Genomic DNA, 25,171 nt, shown 5'->3' on the forward strand with positions numbered 1-25,171 from the left:
CCTTATGCCAATCCTTCTTTTTCCATTGTTTCTGAGATAGCAGCGATAGCGTCATCAGCGTCTGCACCTTCAGCAGTGATTGTAACGTCAGCACCTTGACCAACACCAAGGCTCATAACACCCATGATAGATTTAAGGTTAACTGATTTACCTTTGTACTCAAGAGTAATATCTGAAGCAAATTTGCTAGCAGTTTGTACCAACAATGTTGCTGGACGTGCGTGAATACCTGTTTCTGCCACTACGTGGAAATCTTTAGAAGCCATAATTTGACTCTCCTTTAAATGTTTTCTTTTTGAGTTACATCTGATAACCCTTACAATTTGGTATTATATCATCTTCTAGGAATTTTTTCAAGTATTTTATGGGATTTCTTCTTTTTCCTTTCAGATAACTTGCTGAAAATCTTCTATTTTATGTATCAAAATACATCATGTAGTTTTTTATAATTTTAACATTTAGAAAACGCTGTTATTTATGGGTTTTATTTTTTGCAATCACTATATATTGTGTTCAGATAACTCTCATCTAAAAAAAATCTACAATATTTAGTTTTTCTTCGTTGACAAAGATTTTTTTTCTGATATACTTAAGAAGTAATTAAATTTTGAAAGAGGAGTTACAGAATGGTAACCGTTTATTCTAAAAACAATTGTGTTCAATGTAAAATGACCAAACGATTCTTAGATAGTAACAAAATCGCATATCGCGAAATCAATCTTGATGAACAACCTGAATTTATTGAACAAGTTAAAGAGCTAGGCTTCAACGCTGCTCCTATCATTCAAACACCAACTGAAGTTTTCTCTGGTTTCCAACCAGCAAAACTTAAAGAACTTGCTTAAGTATCAGGATTAAAAGCTTCTATGTCAATCTTAGAAGCCTTTCTTTTGTAATGAATTAAAGGAAATTTTATGGGATTAAAACAACTTGAGGATGTAACTTACTTCCGTCTAAATAATGAAATCAACCGTCCTGTTAATGGACAAATCATGCTCCACAAAGATAAAGAAGCCTTGGACGCTTTCTTTAAAGAAAATGTTGTACCAAATTCTATGGTTTTTGATTCTATCACTGATAAAATCGATTACCTTATTAAACAAGACTATATCGAAACAGCGTTTATCAAGAAATATCGTCCAGAATTCTTAGAAGAGCTTTTCCAATTTATTAAGGATCAAAACTTCCAATTCAAGTCTTTCATGGCAGCATACAAGTTTTACAATCAATATGCCTTGAAAACTAATGACGGAGAGTACTATCTTGAGAGCATGGAAGACCGTGTCTTCTTTAACGCTCTTTACTTTGCTGATGGTGACGAAGCTATCGCAATTGATATTGCCAATGAAATCATCCACCAGCGTTACCAGCCAGCTACACCTTCTTTCTTGAATGCGGGCCGTGCACGTCGTGGTGAATTGGTATCCTGTTTCTTGATTCAGGTAACAGATGATATGAACTCTATTGGACGTTCTATCAACTCAGCTCTTCAACTTTCACGTATCGGTGGTGGTGTCGGAATTTCCCTCAGCAACCTTCGTGAAGCTGGAGCACCTATCAAAGGATATGAAGGTGCTGCTTCTGGTGTCGTACCAGTTATGAAGCTTTTCGAAGACAGCTTCTCATACTCTAACCAATTGGGTCAACGTCAAGGGGCTGGGGTTGTTTACCTTAACGTCTTCCACCCAGACATTATTGCTTTCCTTTCTACTAAGAAAGAAAATGCTGATGAAAAAGTTCGTGTCAAGACTCTTTCACTTGGTGTTGTGGTTCCAGATAAATTCTACGAATTAGCACGTAAGAATGAGGAAATGTACCTCTTCAGTCCTTATTCTGTTGAAAAAGAGTATGGTGTACCTTTTAACTACATCGATATCACAGAAAAATACGATGAATTGGTGGCAAATCCAAATATTCGTAAGACAAAAATTAAGGCCCGTGATTTGGAAACAGAAATTTCTAAATTGCAACAAGAATCTGGCTATCCTTATGTAGTCAATATCGATACTGCTAACCGTGCAAATCCTGTCGATGGTAAGATTATCATGAGTAACTTGTGTTCAGAAATTCTTCAAGTCCAAGAGCCAAGCCTTATCAACGATGCGCAAGAATTTGTTCAAATGGGTACTGACGTTTCATGTAACCTTGGTTCAACCAACGTAGTAAATATGATGACATCACCTGACTTTGGTCGTTCTATCCGAGCTATGGTTCGCGCTTTGACCTTTGTAACAGATAGCTCTCACATCGTTGCTGTTCCAACTATCGACCACGGAAATAGCCAAGCTCATACATTTGGACTTGGTGCTATGGGGCTTCACAGCTATCTTGCTCAGCAATTAATCGAATATGGATCTCCTGAGTCTGTTGAATTTACAAGTATCTACTTTATGCTCTTGAATTACTGGACTTTGGTAGAATCAAACAATATTGCGCGTGAACGTGGCATTACCTTCCACAACTTTGAGAAATCAGACTATGCAAATGGTTCTTATTTCGATAAGTATACGTCTGGTCAATTTGTTCCAAAATCTGATCGTGTTAAAGAACTCTTTGAAGGTATCTTTATCCCGTCTGCAGCTGATTGGGCTGAACTTCGTGATAAAGTTAAAGCAGATGGACTTTACCACCAAAACCGTCTTGCTGTAGCGCCGAATGGTTCTATCAGCTACATCAATGACGTGTCTGCTTCTATCCACCCAATTACTCAACGTATTGAAGAACGTCAAGAGAAGAAAATTGGTAAGATTTACTATCCTGCTGCAGGATTATCAACTGAAACTATTCCTTACTACACTTCTGCCTATGACATGGATATGCGTAAAGTTATCGATGTCTATGCTGCTGCAACTGAGCACGTAGACCAAGGGCTTTCACTTACTCTCTTCATGCGTAGTGATATCCCAACAGGTCTTTACGAATGGAAGAAAGAGAACAAACAAACAACACGTGACCTATCTATCCTTCGTAACTACGCCTTTAACAAGGGCATTAAGTCTATCTACTACGTTCGTACCTACACAGATGACGGCGGTGAAGTTGGTGCTAACCAATGTGAAAGCTGTGTGATTTAAAATCTCACTAAAAACTTGTTTACAAAGATAAGGTAACATCAAAAAGTCGGAGTAACGACTTTTTGTGCGGTAACCCAATCACACAAGGCTAGAACATTCATCACTATTTTAATAAAATCAAAAGAAAGAGATTTGTAATGGAAACTTACTACAAAGCCATTAACTGGAATGCCATCGAAGATGTCATCGATAAATCAACATGGGAAAAACTAACTGAACAATTTTGGTTGGATACACGTATTCCCTTATCTAATGACTTAGATGACTGGAGAAAGTTATCAAATAAAGAAAAAGACTTGGTAGGAAAAGTCTTTGGCGGTTTGACACTCTTGGATACCATGCAGTCTGAAACAGGGGTTCAAGCGTTACGTGCAGATATCCGTACACCACATGAGGAAGCTGTGTTTAACAACATCCAATTTATGGAATCTGTCCATGCTAAATCTTATTCTTCTATTTTCTCAACCTTGAATACCAAGACTGAGATTGAAGAAATCTTTGAATGGACTGATACAAACCCATATCTTCAGAAAAAGGCACAAATCATCAATGAGATTTACCTTAAGGGAACACCACTTGAAAAGAAAGTGGCTAGTGTATTCCTTGAAACCTTCCTCTTCTACTCTGGTTTCTTCACTCCACTCTACTATCTAGGAAATAACAAGTTAGCAAACGTTGCTGAAATCATCAAACTCATTATTCGAGACGAGTCAGTTCACGGAACATATATTGGTTATAAATTCCAACTTGGTTTCAACGAATTACCAGAAGAAGAGCAAGAAAAGTTAAAAGACTGGATGTACGACCTGCTCTACACACTTTATGAAAATGAAGAAGGTTATACAGAGAGTTTATATGATGGTGTTGGTTGGACTGAAGAGGTTAAAACTTTCCTTCGCTACAATGCCAATAAAGCTCTTATGAATCTAGGACAAGATCCTCTCTTCCCTGACTCAGCTGACGATGTCAATCCAATCGTTATGAACGGGATTTCAACTGGTACATCCAACCACGACTTCTTCTCTCAAGTTGGTAACGGATATCTACTTGGTGAAGTTGAAGCTATGCAGGACGATGATTATAACTATGGATTAGACTAATTAAGAAATATAAAAACATCTGAGTTAAAAACAAACACAGATGTTTTTTGTTTTTGTTTATTTTTGTTTTATTTAAGTTGCTTAGATGTTTAAAATGTGATAAAATGATATTGGATATGGGGGTGATTCAATGCTAAAACAAGAAAAACTAGATGTGATTTTAGAGATTGTCAATACAAGAGGAACCATCACAGTCAAAGAAATAATGAATCGTTTAGATATTTCTGATATGACTGCTCGACGTTATCTGCAAGAGTTAGCTGACAAGGATCTACTTGTTCGAGTGCATGGAGGTGCTGAAAAACTTCGTTCTGGTTCTCTATTAGCAAATGAACGCTCGAATGTCGAAAAACAAGGTCTTCAGATTGCTGAAAAACAAGAAATCGCAAAATTTGCTGGTCATTTAGTCGAAGAAAGAGAAACGATTTTTATCGGTCCAGGTACTACTCTTGAGTTCTTTGCGCGTGAACTTCCAATAGATAATATTCGTGTGGTAACAAATAGCCTTCCTGTTTTCATTATCTTGAATGAACGAAAACTGACTGATTTAATTTTGATTGGTGGAAATTATCGAGAAATCACTGGTGCCTTTGTCGGAACCTTAACGCTCCAAGATATCGAAAGTCTTCAATTCTCTAAAGCTTTTGTTAGTTGCAATGGTATAAAAGATCATGCTATCGCTACTTTTAGCGAAGATGAAGGTGAAGTCCAAAAGCTAGCATTAAATAATGCTAATAAAAAGATTCTTCTGGCTGACCACAGTAAATTTAATAAGTTTGATTTTTATACTTTCTATAATATCGCTGATATTGATACGATTATTTCAGATTCAAAACTTAACCAAGAAACCCTAAAAAATTTGTCCAAACAAACAAAGATTATTAAATCAACACCTTAAAAAGTCTCACCAATGGTGAGACTTTTTTTATCGTTATATTTACTCAATAGCTCCTGTTTCTGCTACTTTCTTATACCAATGTGCTGACTTTTTAGGATAACGCTCTTGAGTTTCGAAATCTACATAAAAGAGTCCATAACGTTTTTCGTAACCATTTGACCAAGAGAAGACGTCCATGAGTGACCAAATGAAGTATCCTTTGACGTTTGCACCATCGGCAATCGCATCAGACAATACTTCCAAATGTTGTTTCACATAATCAATACGGCCATCATCGTAAACAGTGTTGTCCACAAATTCATCTTTGTAGCCAAGTCCGTTTTCTGTGATATAGATTTTCTTGTAGTTTGGATAATCCGCCTTCACACGCATGATCTGATCATATAGCCCTTGAGGGTAGATAATCCAGTCCCAGTCAGTGCGAGGTACATAATCAGGAGCTACACGACGACCAACACCTTTAATTTGGTATTTAGAGCTTCCTTTCTCCCCTTTACCATTGTGGATGATTTCAGTTTCACCATCAAAGGCTTCCATCCAGTCACTCATGTAGTAGTTAATTCCAAGGAAGTCGTTCAAATCTTTAGCTGCTTCAAGTGCTGCAAAGTCTTCGTCACGAAGATCCAAGCTACCACCATTTACTGATAAGATGTGGTTTACACCTTCCATGGTTGCATCTGAATAGTGTCCAAGGTAAGTAGCATCCAAGATAAATTTGTTGTGGATGATATCTTCTAATTCAGCCGCCCGAACGTCTGCTGGATTTTCTGGATCCAAAGGATACTTAGTTGGAAGAGCGTGCACAACTCCAATTTCACCTTCATACCCTTTGTCTTTATATAATTTCACAGCACGCGCATGAGAAACCATCATATTGTGATGTGATTGGAAAACTTTGGCAAGGTCATACTGAATCCCAGGAGGGAATTTTCCTACTAAGTATTGACCATCACCGATTGGGCCAATTTCATTAAAGGTTGTCCAATAGTTGACTTCTGGGAATTCTTCAAAACAGAAGGCTGCATAATCAACGAAATGGTCCATATTCTCACGATTCAAGAAATCTCCATTTGAGTGAAGAGCTTCTGGTGTATCAAAGTGATGGAGGGTTACGAATGGTTCTACATGACGTTTATGACATTCTGCAAATAACTTATGATAGAATTCTATCCCTTTTGGGTTTACTTCGCCATAGCCAGTTGGGAAAATACGTGACCAAGCGATCGAAATCCGAATACCGTTGACGCCATACTCTTCTGCTAGTTTGAGGTCAACTGGATATTTATGGTAGAAATCGCTTGCTGGTTCTGCTGTATACCAATAGTTATCAGCTAAGTATTTGTCCCAAGCAACTGGTCCTTTTCCGTCAGTATGGGTAGCTCCTTCTGCTTGATAGGCAGCCGTTGCCCCACCAAAAATAAAATCTTTAGGAAGTGTTTTTGTCATTTTTTCACCTTTTTCTTGATTGGATAAAATGAAAAGTGAGGGGAGAGGAGTTAGTGAGCCATCCATCTCCATCTCACTTTTTAGTTCTTATTCTTCAAATTGCGCCTGAACAAATGCGAGAGCACCTTGTCCATCACGAGTTAACTTGATGTACTGTGCACCTTCTGTCTTAGCAAGTTTGATACCTAATTTATCAGTTTCAGCTTTCATATCCTCAAAGTTTGAAGCAACTTGTGGTGCTAAGATAACCAAATCAAACTCTGGTAACATTTCACGGTGGGCTCCATAGCCACCTGCTGCAGCTTTAACTGGAACTTTATACTCTTCTGCGGCTTTATTCAAAGCATTAGCAAGAAGACCACTTGTTCCTCCACCCGCACAAAGAACGAGGACGTTTGTTTCTTCAGTAATTGTATTTTGTGCTGATTCTACTCCAGCTTTTTCAAGAATAGCATCTGCTTTTGCAGTGTTAAAGTTTGCAGCTACTTTTTCTTTTAATTCATCATTAGCTTTACCTGAACGTTCTTCTTCAAGAATTTGTTCATCATAAACCTTGAGGAATGGATAGTAGATAACAATATCTACTACAATTAACAATGCTGCAAGAGCGAATGATAAGAACTGGAAGTTTGTACCAAGAACAATACCAAGAGGTCCTGGTGTAGTCCATGGAAGGTTGGCAGTAAATGAGTTCATGCCAAGTGTTTCAATAAAGAACTTAAAGATCCATACGTTTGCAATTGGTGCAAAGATGAATGGGATAAAGAAGATTGGGTTCAAAACAAGTGGTGCACCAAACAAGATTGGTTCGTTTACACCAAAGAATGTAGGAACTACTGAAGCGCGTCCAATAGCACGATTTCGTTTCGATTTACATAACCACATAAACATGAACGGAACCACAAGAGTTGCTCCTGTACCACCCATAGTGACGATGAACATTTGTGTACCAGATGTAAGGATCTTATCAGCGTGCATACCTTGTTGAAGGAGGTTCAAGTTGACTTCGGCATTTGCATAAGTGATCGCTGCAATCGCAGGCTCAACGATAGATGGGCCGTGAATACCAATAAACCAGAAGAATGCAAAAGCACCGAAAATAATCGTAATACCAACATAACCATCAGCTGCTGAGAATAGAGGTGCAAAGAATTTACCGATTGATTCTGCTACGCTTGCCCCAACAAAATGACGAGCAAGTAAGTCAAGACCGTAAAGGGAAACGACAGAAAGCGTAAATGGAATAACATCTTTGAAGACCTGTGAGATATTTGGTGGAACTTCGTCAGGCATACGAATAGTGACATTATTCTTCACACAAATCTTATAGATTGCTACAGTCACAAAGGCTGCTAGAAAAGCTGAAAGCAAACCTTTTGTTCCGAGGAAACCAGTTGCAAAGCCCCCTTCAATTGGGTCAGCTGCCAAGATCAATAAACCAACAATAGCAGCTAATAGCGTTGACATATAGTTGATTTGGTTAGTTTTTTCCATGCTACGGTTAACAGAGTCTGTTAAAGATTTAGCAGTTGTACCAGCAACCAAAAGTGCGAGAATACCCATTGAATAGCTATAAGGTTTCATCAATAGTGCCACTACATCATCTGACCACTGGAAGCCCCATGAATTAGGCACAAAGGCAATCAAGATAAAAATACTTGAGAATAGAATGACTGGCATCCCAGCGATAAATCCATCACGAATAGCACGAAGATAGATATTTCGAGATAGTTTTTCAAAGAAAGGCTTTCCTTTCTCGATATAGGCAATTAACTTATTCATTATTTAGCTCCTCTTTTATAAAGTTCAATTAAATGATGCATCAAATCTTTTAGCAAGATTGTTGTCATCAAGTGATCTTGGCCATGCATCATGGTCACGCTATAAGCCAAATCGTCACCAGCAGCTTCCTTTGTTAACAAGCTTGTTTGGGCATGGTGAGCCTCTGCGATGCAAGCACCGGCTTCCTCAACTAAGCTATCCGCTTTCGCAAAATCACCAGCTTCAGCAGCCTTCAAGGCTTCCAATAGTTTTGAACGAGCATCGCCAGCATAGGCAACAATCTCAAAACCTAACAATGTTACTTCTTCTCTATTCATGATAGATTTCTCCTTATATAATTTTTAGTAAATATTATGACAATAAACGTTGAATATGTAGAACAAGGTAAACTCGTTCACTCTTATAAAGATCAACACCCGTTTCCTGAGCAATGACTTCATAAATTTTGCTACCAATCTCGAATGCTTCTGGATAGGTGTTTTTTATATGTTCTTCCATATCGAGCAAGGATTGATTATCATCGCGACTACGATCAAGGTAATCCAAGAAATAATTTAGATGAATCATAAAACGATCGTAGAAATTATTATTTTCATGGGTTCTTTGAATGTCATAGCTCCTGAGAAGACTCTCAACCTTCTTTATGATTTCCTTTCTCTTATCAATAGCTTCTGCAACTTCTACCTCATTCTCACCCTCGGCATTAATAAAGTGGTAGGCTATTCTTTTTATTTCATCCTTTGGTAAATTACCAGATAGTTTACTATTATAGATTTCAAAAGACTCTTGAGCTATTTGAAAAGCAATAGGATACTCCTTTGAAATATCAGGTAAATTACTATCCTTATAACGCCCTTGGCTAATCGCTTGATAAGAACAATAGATATGGTCTGTCAAGGTTACGTAGAGGTACTCTTGAACAGGATATTGGTATTTTTTTGAAAGATTATCGATAATTTCATAAGTAACGGTAATAAAGTCTAACGGAACATCCTTGAGTAGAGTCATAAAATTTTCTCGAGATTCTTCAGTCTTCATCCGAAAGACTTTTTCAACATGATCCTCAGAAATCAAATCTCCCTTCTTCTTACCAAACGAAATACCCTTACCGACTACGATCAACTCCTCTCCCTTGCTATTCCGCACAAGAGAAACATTGTTATTCATTGGATTTAATATCCGATACATGTCGACCTCCTTGTTCTGTCATTTAAGAGCTAGAGTATAAAAAATGACCACAAATGACCCTGAAAATAAATTTCTGAGTCATCTGTGATCATGCCTAATATTACTTAGTAACACTCACTCTTATTAACTTGTGACTTAAGTATAGCACAAGATTTTTATTTTGTAAACCTTTACATACAACTTTTTTTAAAAGTTTTTAGCTGGGTTTTGACATAAAAAGGGTGGAAATTTACACACGTTCGGTCCATGAAGTTGCTGTTGTTTTAAGAACTTTGTTGAGTTCATCGATGTTCTCAAAACCAGTCGTACGAAGCCATTCGCGAGCTGCTGCTTCACCGTCTTTAATATAAGCTTCAACTGATCCAGCCCATGTTGCACGTCCACAAAGAACACCATTGAAGTTTGCACCTGATTCGTGGGCAAATACAAGAGTTTCTTGGAAGAGCTTAGCTGATACACCTGCACTCAAGTAGATGTATGGCAAGTTAGTAGCTTCGTCTTGAGCTTTAAAGAAGGCCGCTGCTTCTTCACGTGTATGAACGATTTCGCCATCGCCAAATCCTTCAACGTATTTCACGTTAACTGGAACTTCCACTTTCAAGACATCGATGTTAAAGCGTGGGTCTGAGAAGACCTTCATAGCACCGATAACCTTGCGTGGTTTTACTTTAGCGTATTCGGAAGACCCTGCGTCCGCAATCTTTTCATCGTAAGCCAAGATTTCAAGGAAGAATGGAATATCTTCAGCTACACACTCAGAACCAATACGTTCAATGTAGGCTTGTTTTTGTTGGTTGAGTTCGTCAGAGCTATCTACGTCATAGTAAAGCAAGAACTTAACAGCATCTGCACCTTGTTCTTTGATACGTTTTGCAGACCAAACGTCCAAGCAGTCTGGCAAGCGTTTTGTACTTGTTGTGTCGTATCCTGTTTTCTCATAAGCAAGGAGAAGACCAGCATTTGGATCAAGAGCTTTTGTAGCTGGAAGTCCGTACTCAGGGTCAAGTAGCATAGATGAAGCATATTTAGTCAATTCATCTGCAACCAATACTTTAAGTTCTTCCATTTGAGCAACTGTTGGCTCTTCTGTTTGGTATTGAGCCATGAGGCGTTTCAAAGCACCACGTTGGTCAAAGGCGAGAGCTGAGATGATACCATTCTCATCAGAGAGTTTTTGCATACAAGCGCGTTTATTTTCTGTTAAAACCATTTTATACCTCTTTTACAATTAATTGGTCATATAGACCTTGATAGTTGGCCATATTGACATGACCGGTCATTTTTTCTTGAGCATTAAGCATACCAAGGACATTTGCCTTGATCAACAGTTCTTGATCCGTTTCGTTATGGAAAAGACCTGAAGCAATACCTGCCACTGTAGAATCTCCAGAACCGACTGGATTTACTACTTGAATTCTTGGAATATCTACTTTGTAGAAAGTGTTACCGTGTTTAGCGAATGCTCCGTTAGCACCTAAGGAAACGATAATCCACTCGATTCCATCAAATAGTGGTTCTTGAAGGACTTCTTTTAATTCATACAAGTCTTTAGAAATTTCTCTTCCCAAAAGTTGAGATAATTCTTCATTATTTGGCTTGATGACTGTTGGTTTATGTGGAGACTCAAGAACTGCCTGAAGTGCAGCGCCTGAACAGTCCAAGACAACAGGTTTACCAGCTAGATTCGAAAGTTCAACTAAACTAGCATAGTAATCAACTGGAAGTCCTGCAGGTAGACTACCTGAAATGGCCACTACCTCTACAGTCTCTAAAAGTTCTTTGAAATGAGCCAAGAAATCTTGACCTTCTTTTTCTTGAACTTCAGGACCTTTTTCTAGGATTTCTGTTTGGTTTTCTCCATGTAGAATTGCGATACAGTTACGGGTTTCACCTTGAATAGAGAAGAAACGTTTGCTTACTTTATCATCAATATTCTCTACTAAAAAATCACCAAGTTTACCACCGACAAGTCCTGTTGCGACTACGGAGTCACCAAATTCTGATAGGACACGAGTAACGTTAAGACCTTTACCACCAGCCGTTTTAGTGACATCTACCACACGGTTGACAGTGTCAATTTTCAATTCATCCAAAGGATAGGAAATATCAATGGATGGGTTCATTGTGACTGTTAAAATCATAAGTCACCTCTTAGTCGTGGTATTCACCACGATCCCATTTTTCAAGGAACTCTGTAAAGAAGTTGGCATCAGTTTGATGATCGTTATGAGTTTCAACGTGTTGGATTTTAGCGATCAATTTTTTGTTTTCTTCTGATGGTTTGTATTCAGCATTGATGAAAGCTTCAATGATATCACACATGAGCAATTCACCAGTGATTTTACCACCAAATCCGATAACATTGGCATTCAATTGTTCTTTAGCATAAAGAGCTGTTGTCATATCACGAACTAATGCTGAACGAACACCTGGAACTTTGTTAACAGCGTTATTGATACCTACACCAGTACCACAGATACAAACACCAAGATCAGCTTGGCCACTAACTACTGCTTCACCAACTTTTTTACCAAAGATTGGATAGTGGGTACGAGCGTGGTCATAAGTACCAAAGTCGATAACTTCATGTCCTTTTGATTTCAAAAATTCTGAAACAGCCATTTTTTCATTTGTTACGATGTGGTCACATCCGATTGCAATTCTCATTTTATCTTACCTTTCTTTCAATATCAAAATTAGCACATTTTGTTCAACATGTCGACACGGATTTGGTGACGACCGCCGTCGTATTTACCATTTACAAAGCCTTTAGCAATGTTTTTAGCTAATTCATCACCAACAAGTTGAGCACCCATCGTAATCATACGTGAGTTGTTGTGACCGCGAGTCATATAAGCTGAACGTTCATCAGAAACTTCTGCAGCAACCATTCCTTTGATTTTAGTAGCAACCATAAATGGACCTGCACCATAAGCATCAATGACGATACCAAGGTTTTGTTCTTCTTTCTTAACTTCTTCCGCAACTGCTAGAGTTACATCAACAAAGTCTTGACCTTCTGCTGTAACATCCACTACGTGGAAGTTTTCTTTTTCCAAGAAGTTTTTTACAACTTCTTTCAATCTTAAACCTGCAGCATCTGCACCAATAACAATAGCCATATTGTATACTCCTTTTTTATAATAGACCAGTAAAACTTTCTGATTCTAGCCTAAAAGAGACCTTTCTCAAATAGTTACTAGTAGTTTTGTTGACAATAATTTAAATTAAGAACAAATATCTTATTCGTTTCTTAATAAGCTTTCTTCAGAGAAAAGCCAGAACAGTAATATTGTTAAAATAAACACAAATTGTTCTTTATAAACATAATATACTACTATTAGTTGGAAAAGTCAACAATTTATGTTTGTTTTTGTTTATTTTTTATAAAATCTCGATATCAAATCCAATCTGATCAAAATCACTAGGTTTTATAATCTTAACATCTTTCTTATCTTCCAGTCTATCTCCTTCTTCTATTGAAGTAGACAAACCCGACCATGGTTCTAAGGCAATAAAAGGCCCTTTATTAAGAGTTGACCATACGATTAAATTTGGAAACTCTTTAAAATCTAGTTTCAAACCTTTATCATGTTTTCGTGAACGTAAAGCTACTGTGCGAGATTCCAACTCATCTAATGTCACAGCATCATAGCTAAAGAAGTCATAATTCAAGTCTATTTCTTTTTGATTATTTAACCAAGAACTTCTATCTTTGAAATCCAACATTCCTGTTTCTGGGAAAGGTTTTGGAACTGTACATGTTTCTGGCTTTTCAAATTCAAGATAGTAATCTTCATATACCTCGTCGTCTAGTAAAGGACAGTTAAAACCAGGATGCCCGCCGATAAAATATGGCATACTCTTTTCTAATTCTTTATTATAGACTTTATACTGAGTACGTATGGTTTTCCCAGTCACTGTATAAGTGATTTCTAAACGAAAATGATAAGGGTAATTTTCATACATTTCTTCATCGTCTTCAATAGCGAATGTAACAGAATTATCTGTTTGTTCTACTAATGTAAAATCTTTTTTTCTTACTAAGCCATGTCGAGGGATTTTTCCTTCTTTTTGACTACCATCTTCCTTATCATAAAGGACCGTATCATTTCTTACTGAACCACATATTGGGAATAATACGGGTGCTTGCCCACTCCAATAAGTTGGATCCCCCTGCCACAAATACTCTACGCCTTCCTTGTCCTTTATGGAAGAAAGGGCGCCTCCAAGCGTTTGAAACTCAACATTTAATTGATCTGATTTTAATACAATCATAAGTCTTACCTCCAATTCTCTAAAAAAACTAGGCTGACTGCTCCATAGTGGAAACTGACAACCTAGTTTTTACAATTTACATTTTTAGGAGCAAATTATTTTGCGTTTGCTGCGTATTCTTCGTTACGTTTGATCATTTGTTTTCTATACCATGCAAAGATACCAACGTAGAATACAAGGAATACTAATGCGCCAAGGATAGCTTTGATATCACCAGTTGTAGCGTTACCGATTGCCCAACCAAATAGTTTTTCGATTGGTCCTTCAAGAGTTGAGTGAGTAATCAATTGTGATTGGTTCACACCTTCTGGGAAGGCACCTACACCTTTAGCAAGTTCAGTTGCGAATGGTGCGATAAGTGTACCTGAAAGAAGGAAGAGTGGCAACAAGAGAGTTCCGAAGATAATCATACGGAGCAATTTACCACGAGTAACTACCAAGAGAGCTGGAGTTACACCCATAGCGATGATACCAGCAAGTGGCAAGATACCATTTCCGACATTTGAAAGAAGCACTGCTTCAACCAACATGATTGGTGCAAGTACGTTAGCACAAGCCCAGATTTCAGCACGACCAGCGATAAATGGCCAGTCAAGACCGATGTTGAATTTACGTCCTTGAAGACGTTTAGTAGCAACGTTTGTAATACCTTGTGAAAGTGGTTCTACGGCTGCGATGAACCATGAACCGATCAATGAGAAGAGCTCCAAGCAGACACCGGCAGTCAAACCAAGTGACAACCAACCTTTAATAACAAGTTCCCATGAAGATGCATCTTCTACTCCAGCAACTGGATGTGGAGTACCCATCAAGCCGATAACGATACCAAGGATGAAACCGATGAAGAATTTAGATCCCCAGAAACCGATTCTCTTGTTAAGTTTAGCAGCGTCAAAGTCGTATTTATCAAGACCTGGGAAGAATTTATCAAAAATCTTATCCAAAACCATGATAACTGGGTTCATCATGTAGTTCATGTGAGTTGAAGTCATTGGTGATGAACTTGGTGCATTAAGAAGGTCATCAAATGTTGGTTTCATCAAGTCAGAGTTGATGATTTTAAGAACCCCAACAAGAACAACTGCTGCAGTCGCGATGAAGAGTGAAACTCCTTGGCTAACTCCATTGTTGTCAGCGTACCATTTGATCAAAAGACCTGTGATAGACAAGTGCCAGATATCGAAGATATCAACGTCAAGTGTATCAGTTTTCTTTATTGCAAGCATCACAACGTTGACAATCAACATAACTAGCAAGAAGTAAAGTGTCCAAGCAGAACCCCAAGTGATTGTAGCGAGTGGTGCCCAACCAACGTCGGTGATGTTCAATTGAATACCAGTATTTTCAACGAATTTTGCAAGTGAAGCTGAGAAAGCTCCATTAAGCATACCGATGATAGCACCGATACCAGTAAGCGCGATGGCAAGTTTGATACCACCTTCAAGTGCTTTGGAGAATTTAACTCCGAAAAGCAAGGCCAATACTGTCAAAATGATCAGCATGATGATTGGGCCACCCATAGCCAAGATTGGTTTAAAGAAATCGTTGGCTAGATTGATAATGAAATCCATAATTTTTCCTCCCTTTATTTTTATGGAAAATTACAAAATAATAATTAACTTAATCCGTGTTCTTTGATTGCTGCTTCAATATTGTCATAAACTGGAGCGCTCATTGCTGGAATACGGAACAAGATTGGTCCAGCTTCAACTACTGGGATACCAGGGTCAAAACCTAAGTCTGTTGCAGCAATTGGTGTGAAGATATCATAACCTTTAATCAAGTCTTCGTTGACATCTTTAACCATAACTGCGTCACACTGTACGTCGTATCCACGGTTAGATAGCTCTTCTTCTAGAGCGCTTTTAATTTGGTGGCTTGAGTTGACACCTGCACCACATGCAGCAAGAATTTTAATCATTTGGATTTCCTCCGTTTTTATTTACTATTTATTAATGAATTTAAGCAGTTGCTTCTGAGATATACTGGAACAAAGCTTCTGGTTCTGTAATCTTAGAAAGTGCTTCTAGATGACCATTACCTGTAAAGAAGTCCATCAATTGAGCAAGAATATTTGTTTGACTCGAACTTGAATTATTGATGATAAAGAAGAGTAATGATACTTCTACTTCCTTGTCAGGAGCAATCATGTTGTGGAATGTTACTGGTTTCGCTAAGCGAACCACAACAACGTTTTCAGTTAAATTATGAATCGTGTCTGTGTGAGGGATTGCTACATTCGGCAAGTCCTTCCCAAGAAATTCCATATCTAAACCGGTTGGAAACATTTTTTCACGTTCAATCAATGCCGATCGATAGGTATCCGTAACAACTTTCTTTTCTTCCAATAGGGTTGCAACTTGATCAAATAGTTGCTCTTGATTATCTGCTTCTAAACAAAAAACTAAGTCTTTGCTGAAGAAATGATCTAATCCCATGACCTTCTCCCTTCATATTTAACTTTTATGATACAAGTATAACACTATATGAAACCGTTGTCAATATTTTTTGTTGTATTTTGTTTGATTTTTATTTTTTTTGTTTGATTTTAAACAGCAAATAATTTTAAATAGTTTTGAAAAAGATATAAAAAAACAGGACATACATCCTGTTTTCTTATTTATTAATCTTTTTTCGTAGTCCAACTTTGTTCAATCAATGGAAGCATATCCTTTAACACTTCAGGTGTTCCTTCTAGAGAAACATATCTAAACTTACCATCGTCTGATTTAAAGATCCAGATCACTAAATATTTACCATTTTTAGCAATACAGTTTACGACATAGGCGTCATAACCACCAATTTTTGACTTAGAACCCCAAACTTTAGAGAAATCCTTGCTTTGTTGTTTAGTTTGATAAACGCTAGTAGAAACTTGAACAGCATCAAGAGCAGCATATTCACTTTCACTAACACCAAGGTGCTCTGGTTTAAAAGTATTTAGGGTTACGATATTGATGTCCGTTCCATCACAGTACTGAATATCATCACCACCCTCAACTTCTGTAAAATGTATCCATGATTTTGGCACTTTTACGTAGCCATAAGCATCTGACCCGATTACCTGTGTATCCTTAATCGTTGATTCGGCTACAGTTGTTGTTTCTTGGGCTGTGGTAGTTTCTTGAACTGTAGTTGTTTCTGAAGCCACTTCTTTTTTAGATTTTGAAGTATTACAAGCAGCGAGGCAAAGGCAACACACTAAAAGTGTAGATAAACTGACGATTTTTTTCATGATCCTTCTCCTTTCACTTCTATTCTAATGAAAGAAAAGATAAGTGTCAAAAGATAACTGTATTAGGAATCAATTATTCTTCATCCATACTCAAAACGCTAAGGAAGGCTTCTTGAGGAACTTCTACTGATCCAATAGCTTTCATGCGCTTTTTACCAGCCTTTTGTTTTTCAAGAAGTTTACGTTTACGAGAAACGTCACCACCATAACACTTGGCAAGAACGTTCTTACGAAGAGCTTTAATATCTGTACGCGCGACAATCTTATGTCCAATAGCTGCTTGAATTGGCACTTCAAACTGTTGACGTGGAATAATTTTCTTAAGCTTATCAACAATTAGTTTTCCACGTTCATAAGCAAAGTCCTTATGAACGATAAAGCTAAGAGCGTCCACCTTATCTCCATTGAGAAGGATATCCATTTTCACCAGCTTAGATGGTCGATACTCTGACAATTCATAGTCAAAACTTGCGTAACCACGTGTTGAAGATTTGAGCTTATCAAAGAAATCAAAGACAATTTCAGCTAGTGGGATTTGATAGATAACATTGACACGATTATCATCAATATAATCCATCGTCACAAAGTCACCACGTTTGCGTTGAGCTAGTTCCATTACTGCTCCAACGAATTCTTGTGGTACCATGATTTGTGCCTTTACATACGGTTCTTCAATGGTCGCAATCTTTGTAGGATCAGGAAACTCAGATGGGTTTGATACATCCATAGATTCACCATCTGTCTGATTAACCTTGTAGATAACGGATGGTGCAGTCATGATAAGGTCGATGTTAAACTCACGCTCCAAACGTTCCTGGATAACATCCATATGAAGAAGGCCAAGGAAGCCACAACGGAAACCAAAACCAAGAGCTTGAGAAGTTTCAGGTTCAAACTGCAAGCTGGCATCGTTTAACTGCAATTTTTCAAGGGCTTCACGAAGATCGTTGTATTTATTCGACTCGATTGGATAAAGACCAGCAAAGACCATCGGATTCATCTGTTTGTATCCAGATAGTGGATATGATGCAGGATTTGTCGCCAAGGTAACAGTATCACCGACACGAGTGTCCTGAACAGTCTTGATAGATGCCGCAATATAACCAACATCACCTGTTGCTAGGAAATCACGTCCTACTGCTTTAGGTGTGAAGATTCCCACTTCGGTAACATCAAAGGTCTTACCATTACTCATGAGCTGAATCTTATCACCTGGTTTAACAACCCCGTCCATAACACGGACTTGAAGGATAACACCACGATAAGCATCATAAACTGAGTCAAAAATCAAGGCTTTTAATGGTGCTGATACGTCTCCTGTTGGGGCAGGGACTTTTTCGACAATTTGCTCTAAAATATCTTCGATACCGATACCTGCTTTAGCTGATGCTAAGACTGCTTCGCTAGCGTCTAGACCAATGACATCTTCAATCTCTGTACGCACGCGCTCCGGATCTGCAGCAGGTAAGTCAATCTTATTGATAACTGGAAGGATCTCCAAATCATTATCTAAGGCTAGGTATACATTTGCTAGTGTTTGAGCTTCAATTCCTTGGGCGGCATCAACAACCAAAATTGCTCCCTCGCAGGCAGCTAGAGAACGTGATACCTCATAAGTGAAGTCCACGTGTCCTGGTGTGTCAATCAGGTGGAAAATATAGGTCTCGCCGTCTTTGGCAGTATAATTAAGCTCGATGGCATTCAGTTTGATAGTAATCCCACGCTCTCTCTCTAGGTCCATACTATCAAGAAGCTGAGCTTGCATTTCACGACTAGAAACCGTCTCTGTAGCCTCCAAAATACGGTCCGCCAATGTTGACTTCCCATGGTCAATGTGAGCGATAATGGAAAAGTTTCGGATCTTCTCCTGACGTTTTTTCAATTCTTCTAAATTCAAGATTCTCTTCCTTTCAGGGTATCTATTAATTATAAATTGTTTTTATGTTTTTGACAAGACCATAATACCCTGTAGAGAGTATTAATCTTCAGCAACAAAGCCGTCATTTTCGATGAAATAGTGTTCGATCATGCCTTGATCAGTAAAGACAATACCATGAAGGACACCGCCGTAAACGGCTCCTCCATCCATCCCGATTTTCCCATCTTCTGTCATCCAAAGTTCTGCAGTTCCTGGTTTTTGTTCCAAAAGTCCATAGACTGGTGTATGCCCAAAGACAATTGTTTTCCCTGTATGATTAACTGCTTCATGGAATGGTTTTCTGAGCCAGACTTTCTTGTAATCTGTAGTTTCATGCCAATCATCCAAGGTTAGATCAATTCCAGCATGAACAAAGATATACTGATCCGTTTCAATGACAAAAGGCATTTGACGGATAAATTCTACTAAGTCGGCTGCTTCCGATTCAACACGCTTAGCATCTGCTACTCCATCTACTGGTGCATCCAGTGGACGCCCCAAAATAGAATTAATAGTTGTATCCCCACCATTACGACGATAGTGGTCATAGCTTTCTTCAGGATTATCCAACCAAGTTAAAAACATGTACTCGTGATTTCCTGAAATGCAAATTGCTCCTTGATTATCAACCAAATCCTTAACCATTTCAAGGACACGTCGACTATCTTCTCCTCTATCAATCAAATCTCCAAGAAAGAGTAATTGAGTCTTACCATCCCATGTTTTTAGAAGGTCTTCAAGCATTCCTGCTTTTCCGTGAACATCTCCAATTACATAATAGTCTGTCATTTATTTCTCCTTACTTTGCAACAATTCTCTCGCTTGACTAAGTGCCGCTTCAGTCACATTTTCACCAGCCAACATTTTAGCAACTTCTTCCACCCTTTCTTCAACTGTCAACAAGCGAACTGTTGAAACAGTTGAATGGTCATTACTAATCTTTTCAATAAAGAACTGATAATCTGCGATCGCAATGACTTGAGGAAGATGAGATATAGCTAATACTTGACCATTCTGACCAATCTTATGAATCTTTTGAGCGATTGCTTGGGCTACACGACCTGAAACTCCTGTGTCCACTTCATCAAATACAATACTGGTCTTACCTTCCTTACGAGAAAAAGCAGACTTAATCGCCAACATGAGGCGAGACAACTCTCCTCCAGAAGCTACTTTAACCAATGGTTTAAAGTCTTCTCCAGGGTTGGTGGAGATGTAAAATTCAACACTTTCATTTCCTTCACGAGTAAACTTACCTTTAGTAAATTGAACCTGAAATCGAGCCTTGTCCATATAAAGGTCTTTGAGTTCTTGCTGAATCTCAGTTTCTAATTGTTGAGCTAAATTATGTCGAGCAGATGCAAGATTAGTTGCTAAGTCAACTAGACTTACTTCCAACTTTTTGAGTTCTGCTTCCATATCATCTGAAGATAAGTTATTGCCAGTCAGAAGGTTGTATTCTTCTGTGATTTTAGCAAAGTACATCAAGACATCGTCAACATTCCCACCATACTTACGTGTAATGGCGTGAATGAGATCTAAACGGCTTTCAATCTGCATTAGACGATTACCATCGAAATCAAGACTTTCAATAATATCCTCTAAACGTTTAGTAACATCTTCTAGAACATAATAAGATTCAGATAAGGAAGTAGAAATTTCACGATATTCTACATCATAGTCTTCTAAACTTTCCATATCATTCATAGCTGAACGCACATTAGCTAGACTTGAAAATTCTTCATTATCTAACATTGTATAAGCATTAGTCAGCGTATCAGCAATATTTTTATGATTTAAAAGTTTATCTCGTTCTTGGTTTAGTTTGAGATCTTCACCTGGCTGTAAGGACGCAGATTCAATTTCAGCCATCTGAAATTCCAACATTTCAATACGAGCCTTGTGCTCTTCTTGATTTTTCTTAATCTCAAGAAGTTGCTTGCGCATTTTACGATAAGCATCAAAGTTTGTCTGATAGGCTTTCTTCAGTTCCAGAAAATCTGCATCACCAAACCCATCAAGCATCTGAATATGCAATTGGGGACGCATTAACTCTTCTTGATCATGTTGGCCATGGATATCAACAAGATACTGTCCAATTGAGCGAAGAACAGATAGATTAACCATCTGTCCATTGACACGACTTACACTACGCCCGTTTTGTAAAATTTCACGACGGATGATGATTTCATCGCCTAGCTCTATTCCTTGCTCATCAAAAATCATTTGCAAAGCATGACTGTTCTCAACCGAGAAAAGACCTTCGATTTCAGCCTTAGGAGCACCATGACGAATAACGTCCGTTGTAGCTCTGGCTCCCAGCATCATATTCATAGCATCGATGATGATAGACTTCCCAGCACCGGTTTCCCCAGTCAGAACTGTCATTCCCTTCTCAAAATTAAGTGAAATAGCCTCAATGATGGCAAAGTTTTTAATTGAAATTTCAAGTAACATAAGGTCCTACCACTTTTTAACTTGTTCAACAATCTCTATAGCTGCTTCTTCAGTTCGCGCCACAATTAAAATTGAGTTATCATCTGCTAAACAGCTAAAAATCATATTCGAAAATGTTTGAGTCAATTGACTTTTTACAAAAATTGTATTACCAGGAATGACATCTAAGTTGATGAGATTACCCATTCTTTCAAAACTTTCGATATTGTTCTCAGCTAACTGTAAACTTTTAACTACTGACTTTGGTAATTCATAGACATATGTATTGTCTTTCAAAGGAATTTTTACAATCCCTAATTCTTTGATATCACGTGAAACAGTTGCTTGAGTAGCAGAGATGCCTGCTTCTCTCAAGTGTTCAACGATTTCTTCTTGTGTGCCGATTTGATAATCAGTCACAAATCTTCTAATCTTTTCAAGTCTTTCTTTTTTATTCATCTTTAAACTCTCTATGTGCTTTCTCTACTACATTTTCTATTTCAGAAACTACTTGGTTGCTTGCATGTTCTTCTTTACGTAAATAAGCAAGAAACTCAATATTCCCATGTCCACCTTGAATAGGAGAGAAATCCAATCCTAAGACTGAGAATCCTTCATCAACTGCCATTTTAGTAACTGATTCTAAAACATTTTGGTGAACTTTGGCATCTCTGATAATTCCATTTTTACCAATCTGTTCTCGTCCTGCTTCAAACTGTGGTTTTATAAGTGCAACAACTTCCCCTTGGTCTTCCAAGACTCTATGTAGAGCTGGTAAAATGAGACTCAAAGAAATAAAACTCACGTCGATACTTGCGAAACTTGGCTCTTCTTCAAAGTCATTCTTTTCAGCATAACGAAAGTTAAATTGTTCCATGCTGACAACACGTGAATCCTGACGCAATTTCCAGGCAAGCTGATTGGTCCCAACATCAACGGCATAAACCAGTTTTGCACCATTTTGAAGCATGACATCCGTAAAGCCTCCTGTTGAAGCTCCAATATCAATGGTCGTTTTGCCTTCAACTGATATTTCAAATTTTTCTAAAGCTTTCTCAAGTTTCAAGCCACCACGGCTAACATACTTGAGTTTCTCACCCTTGAGTTTTAATTCAGTATCATCAGGAATTTTTTCTCCTGGTTTATCAAAACGCTCACCATTTAGGACTGCAATCACTAACCCAGCCATTACGCCCCGCTTAGCCTGTTCTCTTGTTTCAAATAAACCTTGTTTGTAGGCAAGTACATCTACTCTTTCCTTAGGCATTGATTCTCAAACTTTCTACTATTTTTACAATTGGTTCTTTATCAAAGTCGACTAATTGGCTAATCACGTCTAATTTTTCATTAGCATGATCCAAAGTTCGGTTACAAAAAGCTTTTGCCTCATCCAATCCTAACAAAGCAGGATAGGTTGATTTCTCAGCTTGCAAATCTTTTTGTGGTGTTTTACCAATTTCCTCAAAACTAGCAGTAACATCAAGGATATCATCTCTCACTTGAAAAGCAAGTCCAATCAGCTCTCCAACTGTTTTCAACTGTTTTTGAAGATTTTCATCCAATCCTGCAATAACTCCTGCCGCTTGAAAAGGGAAGGCTAAGAGTTTACCAGTTTTATTAGCATGGATGGTCTGAAGTTCTTCTAGGTTTAAATGTTTACCTTCACCTTCCATATCCAAAACTTGGCCAGCGACCATCCCCATGCTTCCAGAAGAAAGGGACAAAGAAGCTATTAAATCTACCTTAATTTCGTTTGGCAAGTCTGCTTGCGCTATCAAAGCATAAGGATCTAAAAAGAGGGCATCTCCTGCTAAAATTGCTAGTGCTTCACCAAACTTCTTATGGTTGGTTAAACGCCCACGACGAAAATCATCATCATCCATAGCCGGAAGATCATCATGAATTAAGCTTCCTGTGTGAATCATCTCAAGGGCTGCTGCAACCTGGGCATGAGCTATAGTGATTGGCACCTGCAAAGATTCCAAAACTTCTAAAAGCAGATAAGGACGAATTCGTTTACCACCTGCATGAATAGAATAGAGAACAGCTTCTCTGAGATTAGCAGCTAATTGCTGGTCTCCATAAAACTCCTCAAGAGCTGATTCAACCAAAGCTAATTTTTCTTGCTTGTTCATAGAAGTTCGCTTTCTGTTCCATCTTCTTGCATAACTTTAACCAAGGTCTTTTCTGCTTTATCAAGTGTTGCTTGCAATTCTTTTGAAAGAACCATTCCTTTTTGAAATGCAGTAATAGCATCTTCTAAAGCAATTTCACCATTTTCTAAACTCTGAACAATAGTCTCAAGCTCTGCTAAATTATCTTCAAATTTCTTCTGTTTTGACATCTTTAACCTCTAAATCTACTTGACCATCTCGCATCATCAGCATCACCTGGTCATTTTTTTTCAAATCATTTGCTGAAGATACCACGGTATCCTCTTTTTTAACAATCGCATAACCCCTTGCTACGATACGACTCGTATCTAACATGAGTAGAGCTTCTGACAAACGTTTTACTTCAGCAACCTTGGCATCATAGATCACAGCCATCTGGCTACGCATTAATTTATGTAGTTGTTGAATACGATCTTGGTAGCGCTGAATCTTGACATTTGGCGATAATTGCTCCAAACGGTGAATTTGAGCTTGAACCTTCTGTTGATTTCTAACTAACTCACCATTCAATCCCTGCTTCAGTCGAAGCATTAACTGATCCAAGCGTTGCAGATATCCATCATATAAACGCTCTGGTTGCCTGAAAATGACTGATTGACTAAGCCCTCTCAAGGCTTCTTTTTTCTTTGATAAAGTATTTTGTACAGCAGTAGCCATTCGTTTCTCTTGATTTTTAAGGTAGGTCAGAAGATCTAACTTAGTCACAGGTGTAGCTAACTCTGCTGCAGCAGTTGGTGTTGCTGCTCTCTTGTCGGCAACAAAATCAGCCAAGGTTACATCTGTTTCGTGGCCCACACTTGAAATGATGGGTAGCCGTGATTCAAAAATAGAACGCACTACAATCTCTTCGTTAAAAGCCCAAAGATCCTCAATTGATCCACCACCACGACCAATGATCAGAACATCCAAGTCTTCTCGTCCATTAGCTCTAGCAATGTTACGGGCAATCTCCTCTGCTGCCCCTTCGCCTTGAACCTTGGTAGGATATAAAACAATCTTAACCCCTGGGAAACGTCTGCTAACGGTAGTAATAATATCCTGTATAACAGCACCACTACGACTAGTCACAACCCCGATGCGTTTTGCAAACTGAGGGATTGCTTGTTTAAAGCGTTCTTGAAAAAGGCCTTCTTCTGATAATTTCTTTTTTAATTGTTCGAACTGAATCGCAAGAGCCCCTACACCATCAGGCTCTGCCTTTTCAATAATGATAGAGTAGCTCCCACTTGGTTCATAGACTTGGACACGACCGATAACATTGATCTTCATCCCTTCTTCCAAATCAAAACCTAGTTTCTGATAAATACCTGACCAAATAGTCGCTTGGATTACAGCACGATCATCTTTTAGAGAAAAATATTGATGAGTTGGACGCTTCCGGAAGTTAGAAACCTGACCAGTTAAATAGACCCTCTCCAAGTATGGGTCTTTATCGAATTTCATTTTCAGATACTTAGTCAAAGTTGTTACCGACAAATACTTTTCCATCTCAACCTCCTTCTTTCTCTAGTTTTTCCTGGGTATTATTATACCAAAAAAACGTTTAAAAATCTCTCTTTTCACCTCTAGAATACGAAAACAAGACTGGATTTCTTTGAGCTTGTCTAATAATATACAAAAGCCCTCGGAAAAATCCAAGGGC

The 25,171-nt window shown here is 38.2% G+C and carries 26 protein-coding genes; 4 read left to right on the forward strand and 22 right to left on the reverse strand.

What is annotated here, in order from left to right; translation table 11 throughout:
- Positions 1–2 precede the first annotated feature (2 nt).
- A complete protein-coding gene (locus ACESNQ_RS01515; protein WP_000146952.1) occupies positions 3–266 on the reverse strand; it encodes a phosphocarrier protein HPr in 264 nt (87 codons plus the stop codon).
- 360 nt (positions 267–626) lie between these two features.
- Here ACESNQ_RS01515 and nrdH point away from each other — a divergent pair, with 360 nt between their 5' ends.
- The 4 genes from nrdH (at position 627) to ACESNQ_RS01535 (ending at position 5,072) form a co-directional block, all read left to right on the forward strand.
- Positions 627–845 (forward strand): glutaredoxin-like protein NrdH, encoded by a 219-nt coding sequence (gene nrdH, locus ACESNQ_RS01520; protein WP_036757515.1) that lies wholly within the window; start codon positions 627–629, stop codon positions 843–845.
- Positions 846–914: 69 nt separating this feature from the next.
- On the forward strand, positions 915–3,074 hold the full coding sequence (nrdE, locus tag ACESNQ_RS01525) for a class 1b ribonucleoside-diphosphate reductase subunit alpha (RefSeq protein ID WP_373074464.1): 2,160 nt from the start codon (positions 915–917) through the stop codon (positions 3,072–3,074).
- Between the two features lie 137 nt (positions 3,075–3,211).
- The gene (gene nrdF / locus ACESNQ_RS01530) at positions 3,212–4,174 is read left to right on the forward strand and encodes a class 1b ribonucleoside-diphosphate reductase subunit beta (protein WP_373074466.1); all 963 of its coding nucleotides are present in this window, start codon (positions 3,212–3,214) and stop codon (positions 4,172–4,174) included.
- A 130-nt stretch (positions 4,175–4,304) separates the two neighbouring features.
- Positions 4,305–5,072, forward strand: coding sequence for a DeoR/GlpR family DNA-binding transcription regulator (locus ACESNQ_RS01535; RefSeq protein ID WP_373074468.1), 768 nt, complete (start codon positions 4,305–4,307; stop codon positions 5,070–5,072).
- A gap of 39 nt (positions 5,073–5,111) precedes the next feature.
- Here ACESNQ_RS01535 and lacG read toward each other — a convergent pair whose 3' ends face one another.
- The 21 genes from lacG to xseA form a co-directional block, all read right to left on the reverse strand.
- Positions 5,112–6,518, reverse strand: a complete 1,407-nt coding sequence (gene lacG / locus ACESNQ_RS01540) for a 6-phospho-beta-galactosidase (protein ID WP_373074470.1) — start codon at positions 6,516–6,518, stop codon at positions 5,112–5,114.
- 87 nt (positions 6,519–6,605) lie between these two features.
- Positions 6,606–8,300 (reverse strand): lactose-specific PTS transporter subunit EIIC, encoded by a 1,695-nt coding sequence (locus ACESNQ_RS01545; RefSeq protein ID WP_373074472.1) that lies wholly within the window; start codon positions 8,298–8,300, stop codon positions 6,606–6,608.
- Positions 8,300–8,617 (reverse strand): PTS lactose/cellobiose transporter subunit IIA, encoded by a 318-nt coding sequence (locus ACESNQ_RS01550; RefSeq protein ID WP_254804061.1) that lies wholly within the window; start codon positions 8,615–8,617, stop codon positions 8,300–8,302. The genes ACESNQ_RS01545 and ACESNQ_RS01550 overlap by 1 nt, the downstream gene beginning before the upstream one ends.
- A 34-nt stretch (positions 8,618–8,651) precedes the next feature.
- Entirely contained in the window at positions 8,652–9,488 is an 837-nt protein-coding gene (locus ACESNQ_RS01555; RefSeq protein WP_373074474.1) for a PRD domain-containing protein, read from the reverse strand.
- A gap of 229 nt (positions 9,489–9,717) precedes the next feature.
- On the reverse strand, positions 9,718–10,698 hold the full coding sequence (gene lacD, locus ACESNQ_RS01560) for a tagatose-bisphosphate aldolase (RefSeq protein WP_247921478.1): 981 nt from the start codon (positions 10,696–10,698) through the stop codon (positions 9,718–9,720).
- A gap of 1 nt (position 10,699) precedes the next feature.
- A complete protein-coding gene (locus ACESNQ_RS01565; RefSeq protein WP_373074476.1) occupies positions 10,700–11,629 on the reverse strand; it encodes a tagatose-6-phosphate kinase in 930 nt (309 codons plus the stop codon).
- A gap of 10 nt (positions 11,630–11,639) precedes the next feature.
- Positions 11,640–12,155 carry a galactose-6-phosphate isomerase subunit LacB gene (lacB, locus tag ACESNQ_RS01570; protein WP_001216925.1) on the reverse strand — a complete coding sequence of 172 codons (516 nt, stop codon included), beginning with the start codon at positions 12,153–12,155 and terminating at the stop codon, positions 11,640–11,642.
- 29 nt (positions 12,156–12,184) lie between these two features.
- Positions 12,185–12,610: a galactose-6-phosphate isomerase subunit LacA gene (lacA, locus tag ACESNQ_RS01575; RefSeq protein ID WP_006151484.1), complete on the reverse strand. Its 426-nt coding sequence runs from the start codon at positions 12,608–12,610 to the stop codon at positions 12,185–12,187.
- Positions 12,611–12,872: 262 nt separating this feature from the next.
- The gene (locus ACESNQ_RS01580; RefSeq protein ID WP_373074479.1) at positions 12,873–13,766 is read right to left on the reverse strand and encodes an aldose 1-epimerase family protein; all 894 of its coding nucleotides are present in this window, start codon (positions 13,764–13,766) and stop codon (positions 12,873–12,875) included.
- A gap of 95 nt (positions 13,767–13,861) precedes the next feature.
- Positions 13,862–15,337 (reverse strand): PTS galactitol transporter subunit IIC, encoded by a 1,476-nt coding sequence (locus ACESNQ_RS01585; RefSeq protein WP_070677385.1) that lies wholly within the window; start codon positions 15,335–15,337, stop codon positions 13,862–13,864.
- A 44-nt stretch (positions 15,338–15,381) separates the two neighbouring features.
- Positions 15,382–15,687, reverse strand: coding sequence for a PTS sugar transporter subunit IIB (locus tag ACESNQ_RS01590; RefSeq protein ID WP_006148587.1), 306 nt, complete (start codon positions 15,685–15,687; stop codon positions 15,382–15,384).
- Positions 15,688–15,727: 40 nt separating this feature from the next.
- Positions 15,728–16,204: a PTS sugar transporter subunit IIA gene (locus ACESNQ_RS01595; protein WP_006148588.1), complete on the reverse strand. Its 477-nt coding sequence runs from the start codon at positions 16,202–16,204 to the stop codon at positions 15,728–15,730.
- A 185-nt stretch (positions 16,205–16,389) separates the two neighbouring features.
- A complete protein-coding gene (locus ACESNQ_RS01600) occupies positions 16,390–17,001 on the reverse strand; it encodes a hypothetical protein (RefSeq protein ID WP_373074482.1) in 612 nt (203 codons plus the stop codon).
- Positions 17,002–17,074: 73 nt separating this feature from the next.
- A complete protein-coding gene (lepA, locus tag ACESNQ_RS01605; protein WP_373074484.1) occupies positions 17,075–18,898 on the reverse strand; it encodes a translation elongation factor 4 in 1,824 nt (607 codons plus the stop codon).
- 81 nt (positions 18,899–18,979) lie between these two features.
- Positions 18,980–19,708, reverse strand: coding sequence for a metallophosphoesterase family protein (locus ACESNQ_RS01610; RefSeq protein WP_373074486.1), 729 nt, complete (start codon positions 19,706–19,708; stop codon positions 18,980–18,982).
- Positions 19,709–21,376, reverse strand: a complete 1,668-nt coding sequence (recN, locus tag ACESNQ_RS01615; RefSeq protein WP_373074488.1) for a DNA repair protein RecN — start codon at positions 21,374–21,376, stop codon at positions 19,709–19,711.
- Positions 21,377–21,382: 6 nt separating this feature from the next.
- Positions 21,383–21,814: an arginine repressor gene (locus tag ACESNQ_RS01620; RefSeq protein WP_373074490.1), complete on the reverse strand. Its 432-nt coding sequence runs from the start codon at positions 21,812–21,814 to the stop codon at positions 21,383–21,385.
- Positions 21,807–22,622: a TlyA family RNA methyltransferase gene (locus ACESNQ_RS01625; RefSeq protein WP_373074492.1), complete on the reverse strand. Its 816-nt coding sequence runs from the start codon at positions 22,620–22,622 to the stop codon at positions 21,807–21,809. Before ACESNQ_RS01625 ends, ACESNQ_RS01620 begins: the two co-directional genes overlap by 8 nt.
- Positions 22,615–23,490 carry a polyprenyl synthetase family protein gene (locus ACESNQ_RS01630; protein WP_373074494.1) on the reverse strand — a complete coding sequence of 292 codons (876 nt, stop codon included), beginning with the start codon at positions 23,488–23,490 and terminating at the stop codon, positions 22,615–22,617. Before ACESNQ_RS01630 ends, ACESNQ_RS01625 begins: the two co-directional genes overlap by 8 nt.
- Positions 23,487–23,699, reverse strand: coding sequence for an exodeoxyribonuclease VII small subunit (locus ACESNQ_RS01635; RefSeq protein ID WP_004253516.1), 213 nt, complete (start codon positions 23,697–23,699; stop codon positions 23,487–23,489). The genes ACESNQ_RS01630 and ACESNQ_RS01635 overlap by 4 nt, the downstream gene beginning before the upstream one ends.
- Complete coding sequence (gene xseA / locus ACESNQ_RS01640; protein WP_373074496.1) at positions 23,677–25,017, reverse strand: exodeoxyribonuclease VII large subunit; 1,341 nt, start codon at positions 25,015–25,017, stop codon at positions 23,677–23,679. Before xseA ends, ACESNQ_RS01635 begins: the two co-directional genes overlap by 23 nt.
- Positions 25,018–25,171 lie beyond the last annotated feature (154 nt).

Source organism: Streptococcus infantis (genome assembly GCF_964243025.1).
In the GTDB taxonomy this organism is placed as follows: domain Bacteria; phylum Bacillota; class Bacilli; order Lactobacillales; family Streptococcaceae; genus Streptococcus; species Streptococcus infantis_N.

Bases quoted from the DNA above. Each gene is read 5' to 3' on its own strand.
- ACESNQ_RS01515 (WP_000146952.1), bottom strand. From the start codon at position 266: ATGGCTTCTAAAGATTTCCACGTAGTGGCAGAAACAGGTATTCACGCA.
- nrdH (WP_036757515.1), top strand. From the start codon at position 627: ATGGTAACCGTTTATTCTAAAAACAATTGTGTTCAATGTAAAATGACC.
- nrdE (WP_373074464.1), top strand. From the start codon at position 915: ATGGGATTAAAACAACTTGAGGATGTAACTTACTTCCGTCTAAATAAT.
- nrdF (WP_373074466.1), top strand. From the start codon at position 3,212: ATGGAAACTTACTACAAAGCCATTAACTGGAATGCCATCGAAGATGTC.
- ACESNQ_RS01535 (WP_373074468.1), top strand. From the start codon at position 4,305: ATGCTAAAACAAGAAAAACTAGATGTGATTTTAGAGATTGTCAATACA.
- lacG (WP_373074470.1), bottom strand. From the start codon at position 6,518: ATGACAAAAACACTTCCTAAAGATTTTATTTTTGGTGGGGCAACGGCT.
- ACESNQ_RS01545 (WP_373074472.1), bottom strand. From the start codon at position 8,300: ATGAATAAGTTAATTGCCTATATCGAGAAAGGAAAGCCTTTCTTTGAA.
- ACESNQ_RS01550 (WP_254804061.1), bottom strand. From the start codon at position 8,617: ATGAATAGAGAAGAAGTAACATTGTTAGGTTTTGAGATTGTTGCCTAT.
- ACESNQ_RS01555 (WP_373074474.1), bottom strand. From the start codon at position 9,488: ATGTATCGGATATTAAATCCAATGAATAACAATGTTTCTCTTGTGCGG.
- lacD (WP_247921478.1), bottom strand. From the start codon at position 10,698: ATGGTTTTAACAGAAAATAAACGCGCTTGTATGCAAAAACTCTCTGAT.
- ACESNQ_RS01565 (WP_373074476.1), bottom strand. From the start codon at position 11,629: ATGATTTTAACAGTCACAATGAACCCATCCATTGATATTTCCTATCCT.
- lacB (WP_001216925.1), bottom strand. From the start codon at position 12,155: ATGAGAATTGCAATCGGATGTGACCACATCGTAACAAATGAAAAAATG.
- lacA (WP_006151484.1), bottom strand. From the start codon at position 12,610: ATGGCTATTGTTATTGGTGCAGATGCTGCAGGTTTAAGATTGAAAGAA.
- ACESNQ_RS01580 (WP_373074479.1), bottom strand. From the start codon at position 13,766: ATGATTGTATTAAAATCAGATCAATTAAATGTTGAGTTTCAAACGCTT.
- ACESNQ_RS01585 (WP_070677385.1), bottom strand. From the start codon at position 15,337: ATGGATTTCATTATCAATCTAGCCAACGATTTCTTTAAACCAATCTTG.
- ACESNQ_RS01590 (WP_006148587.1), bottom strand. From the start codon at position 15,687: ATGATTAAAATTCTTGCTGCATGTGGTGCAGGTGTCAACTCAAGCCAC.
- ACESNQ_RS01595 (WP_006148588.1), bottom strand. From the start codon at position 16,204: ATGGGATTAGATCATTTCTTCAGCAAAGACTTAGTTTTTTGTTTAGAA.
- ACESNQ_RS01600 (WP_373074482.1), bottom strand. From the start codon at position 17,001: ATGAAAAAAATCGTCAGTTTATCTACACTTTTAGTGTGTTGCCTTTGC.
- ACESNQ_RS01610 (WP_373074486.1), bottom strand. From the start codon at position 19,708: ATGACAGACTATTATGTAATTGGAGATGTTCACGGAAAAGCAGGAATG.
- recN (WP_373074488.1), bottom strand. From the start codon at position 21,376: ATGTTACTTGAAATTTCAATTAAAAACTTTGCCATCATTGAGGCTATT.
- ACESNQ_RS01620 (WP_373074490.1), bottom strand. From the start codon at position 21,814: ATGAATAAAAAAGAAAGACTTGAAAAGATTAGAAGATTTGTGACTGAT.
- ACESNQ_RS01625 (WP_373074492.1), bottom strand. From the start codon at position 22,622: ATGCCTAAGGAAAGAGTAGATGTACTTGCCTACAAACAAGGTTTATTT.
- ACESNQ_RS01630 (WP_373074494.1), bottom strand. From the start codon at position 23,490: ATGAACAAGCAAGAAAAATTAGCTTTGGTTGAATCAGCTCTTGAGGAG.
- ACESNQ_RS01635 (WP_004253516.1), bottom strand. From the start codon at position 23,699: ATGTCAAAACAGAAGAAATTTGAAGATAATTTAGCAGAGCTTGAGACT.
- xseA (WP_373074496.1), bottom strand. From the start codon at position 25,017: ATGGAAAAGTATTTGTCGGTAACAACTTTGACTAAGTATCTGAAAATG.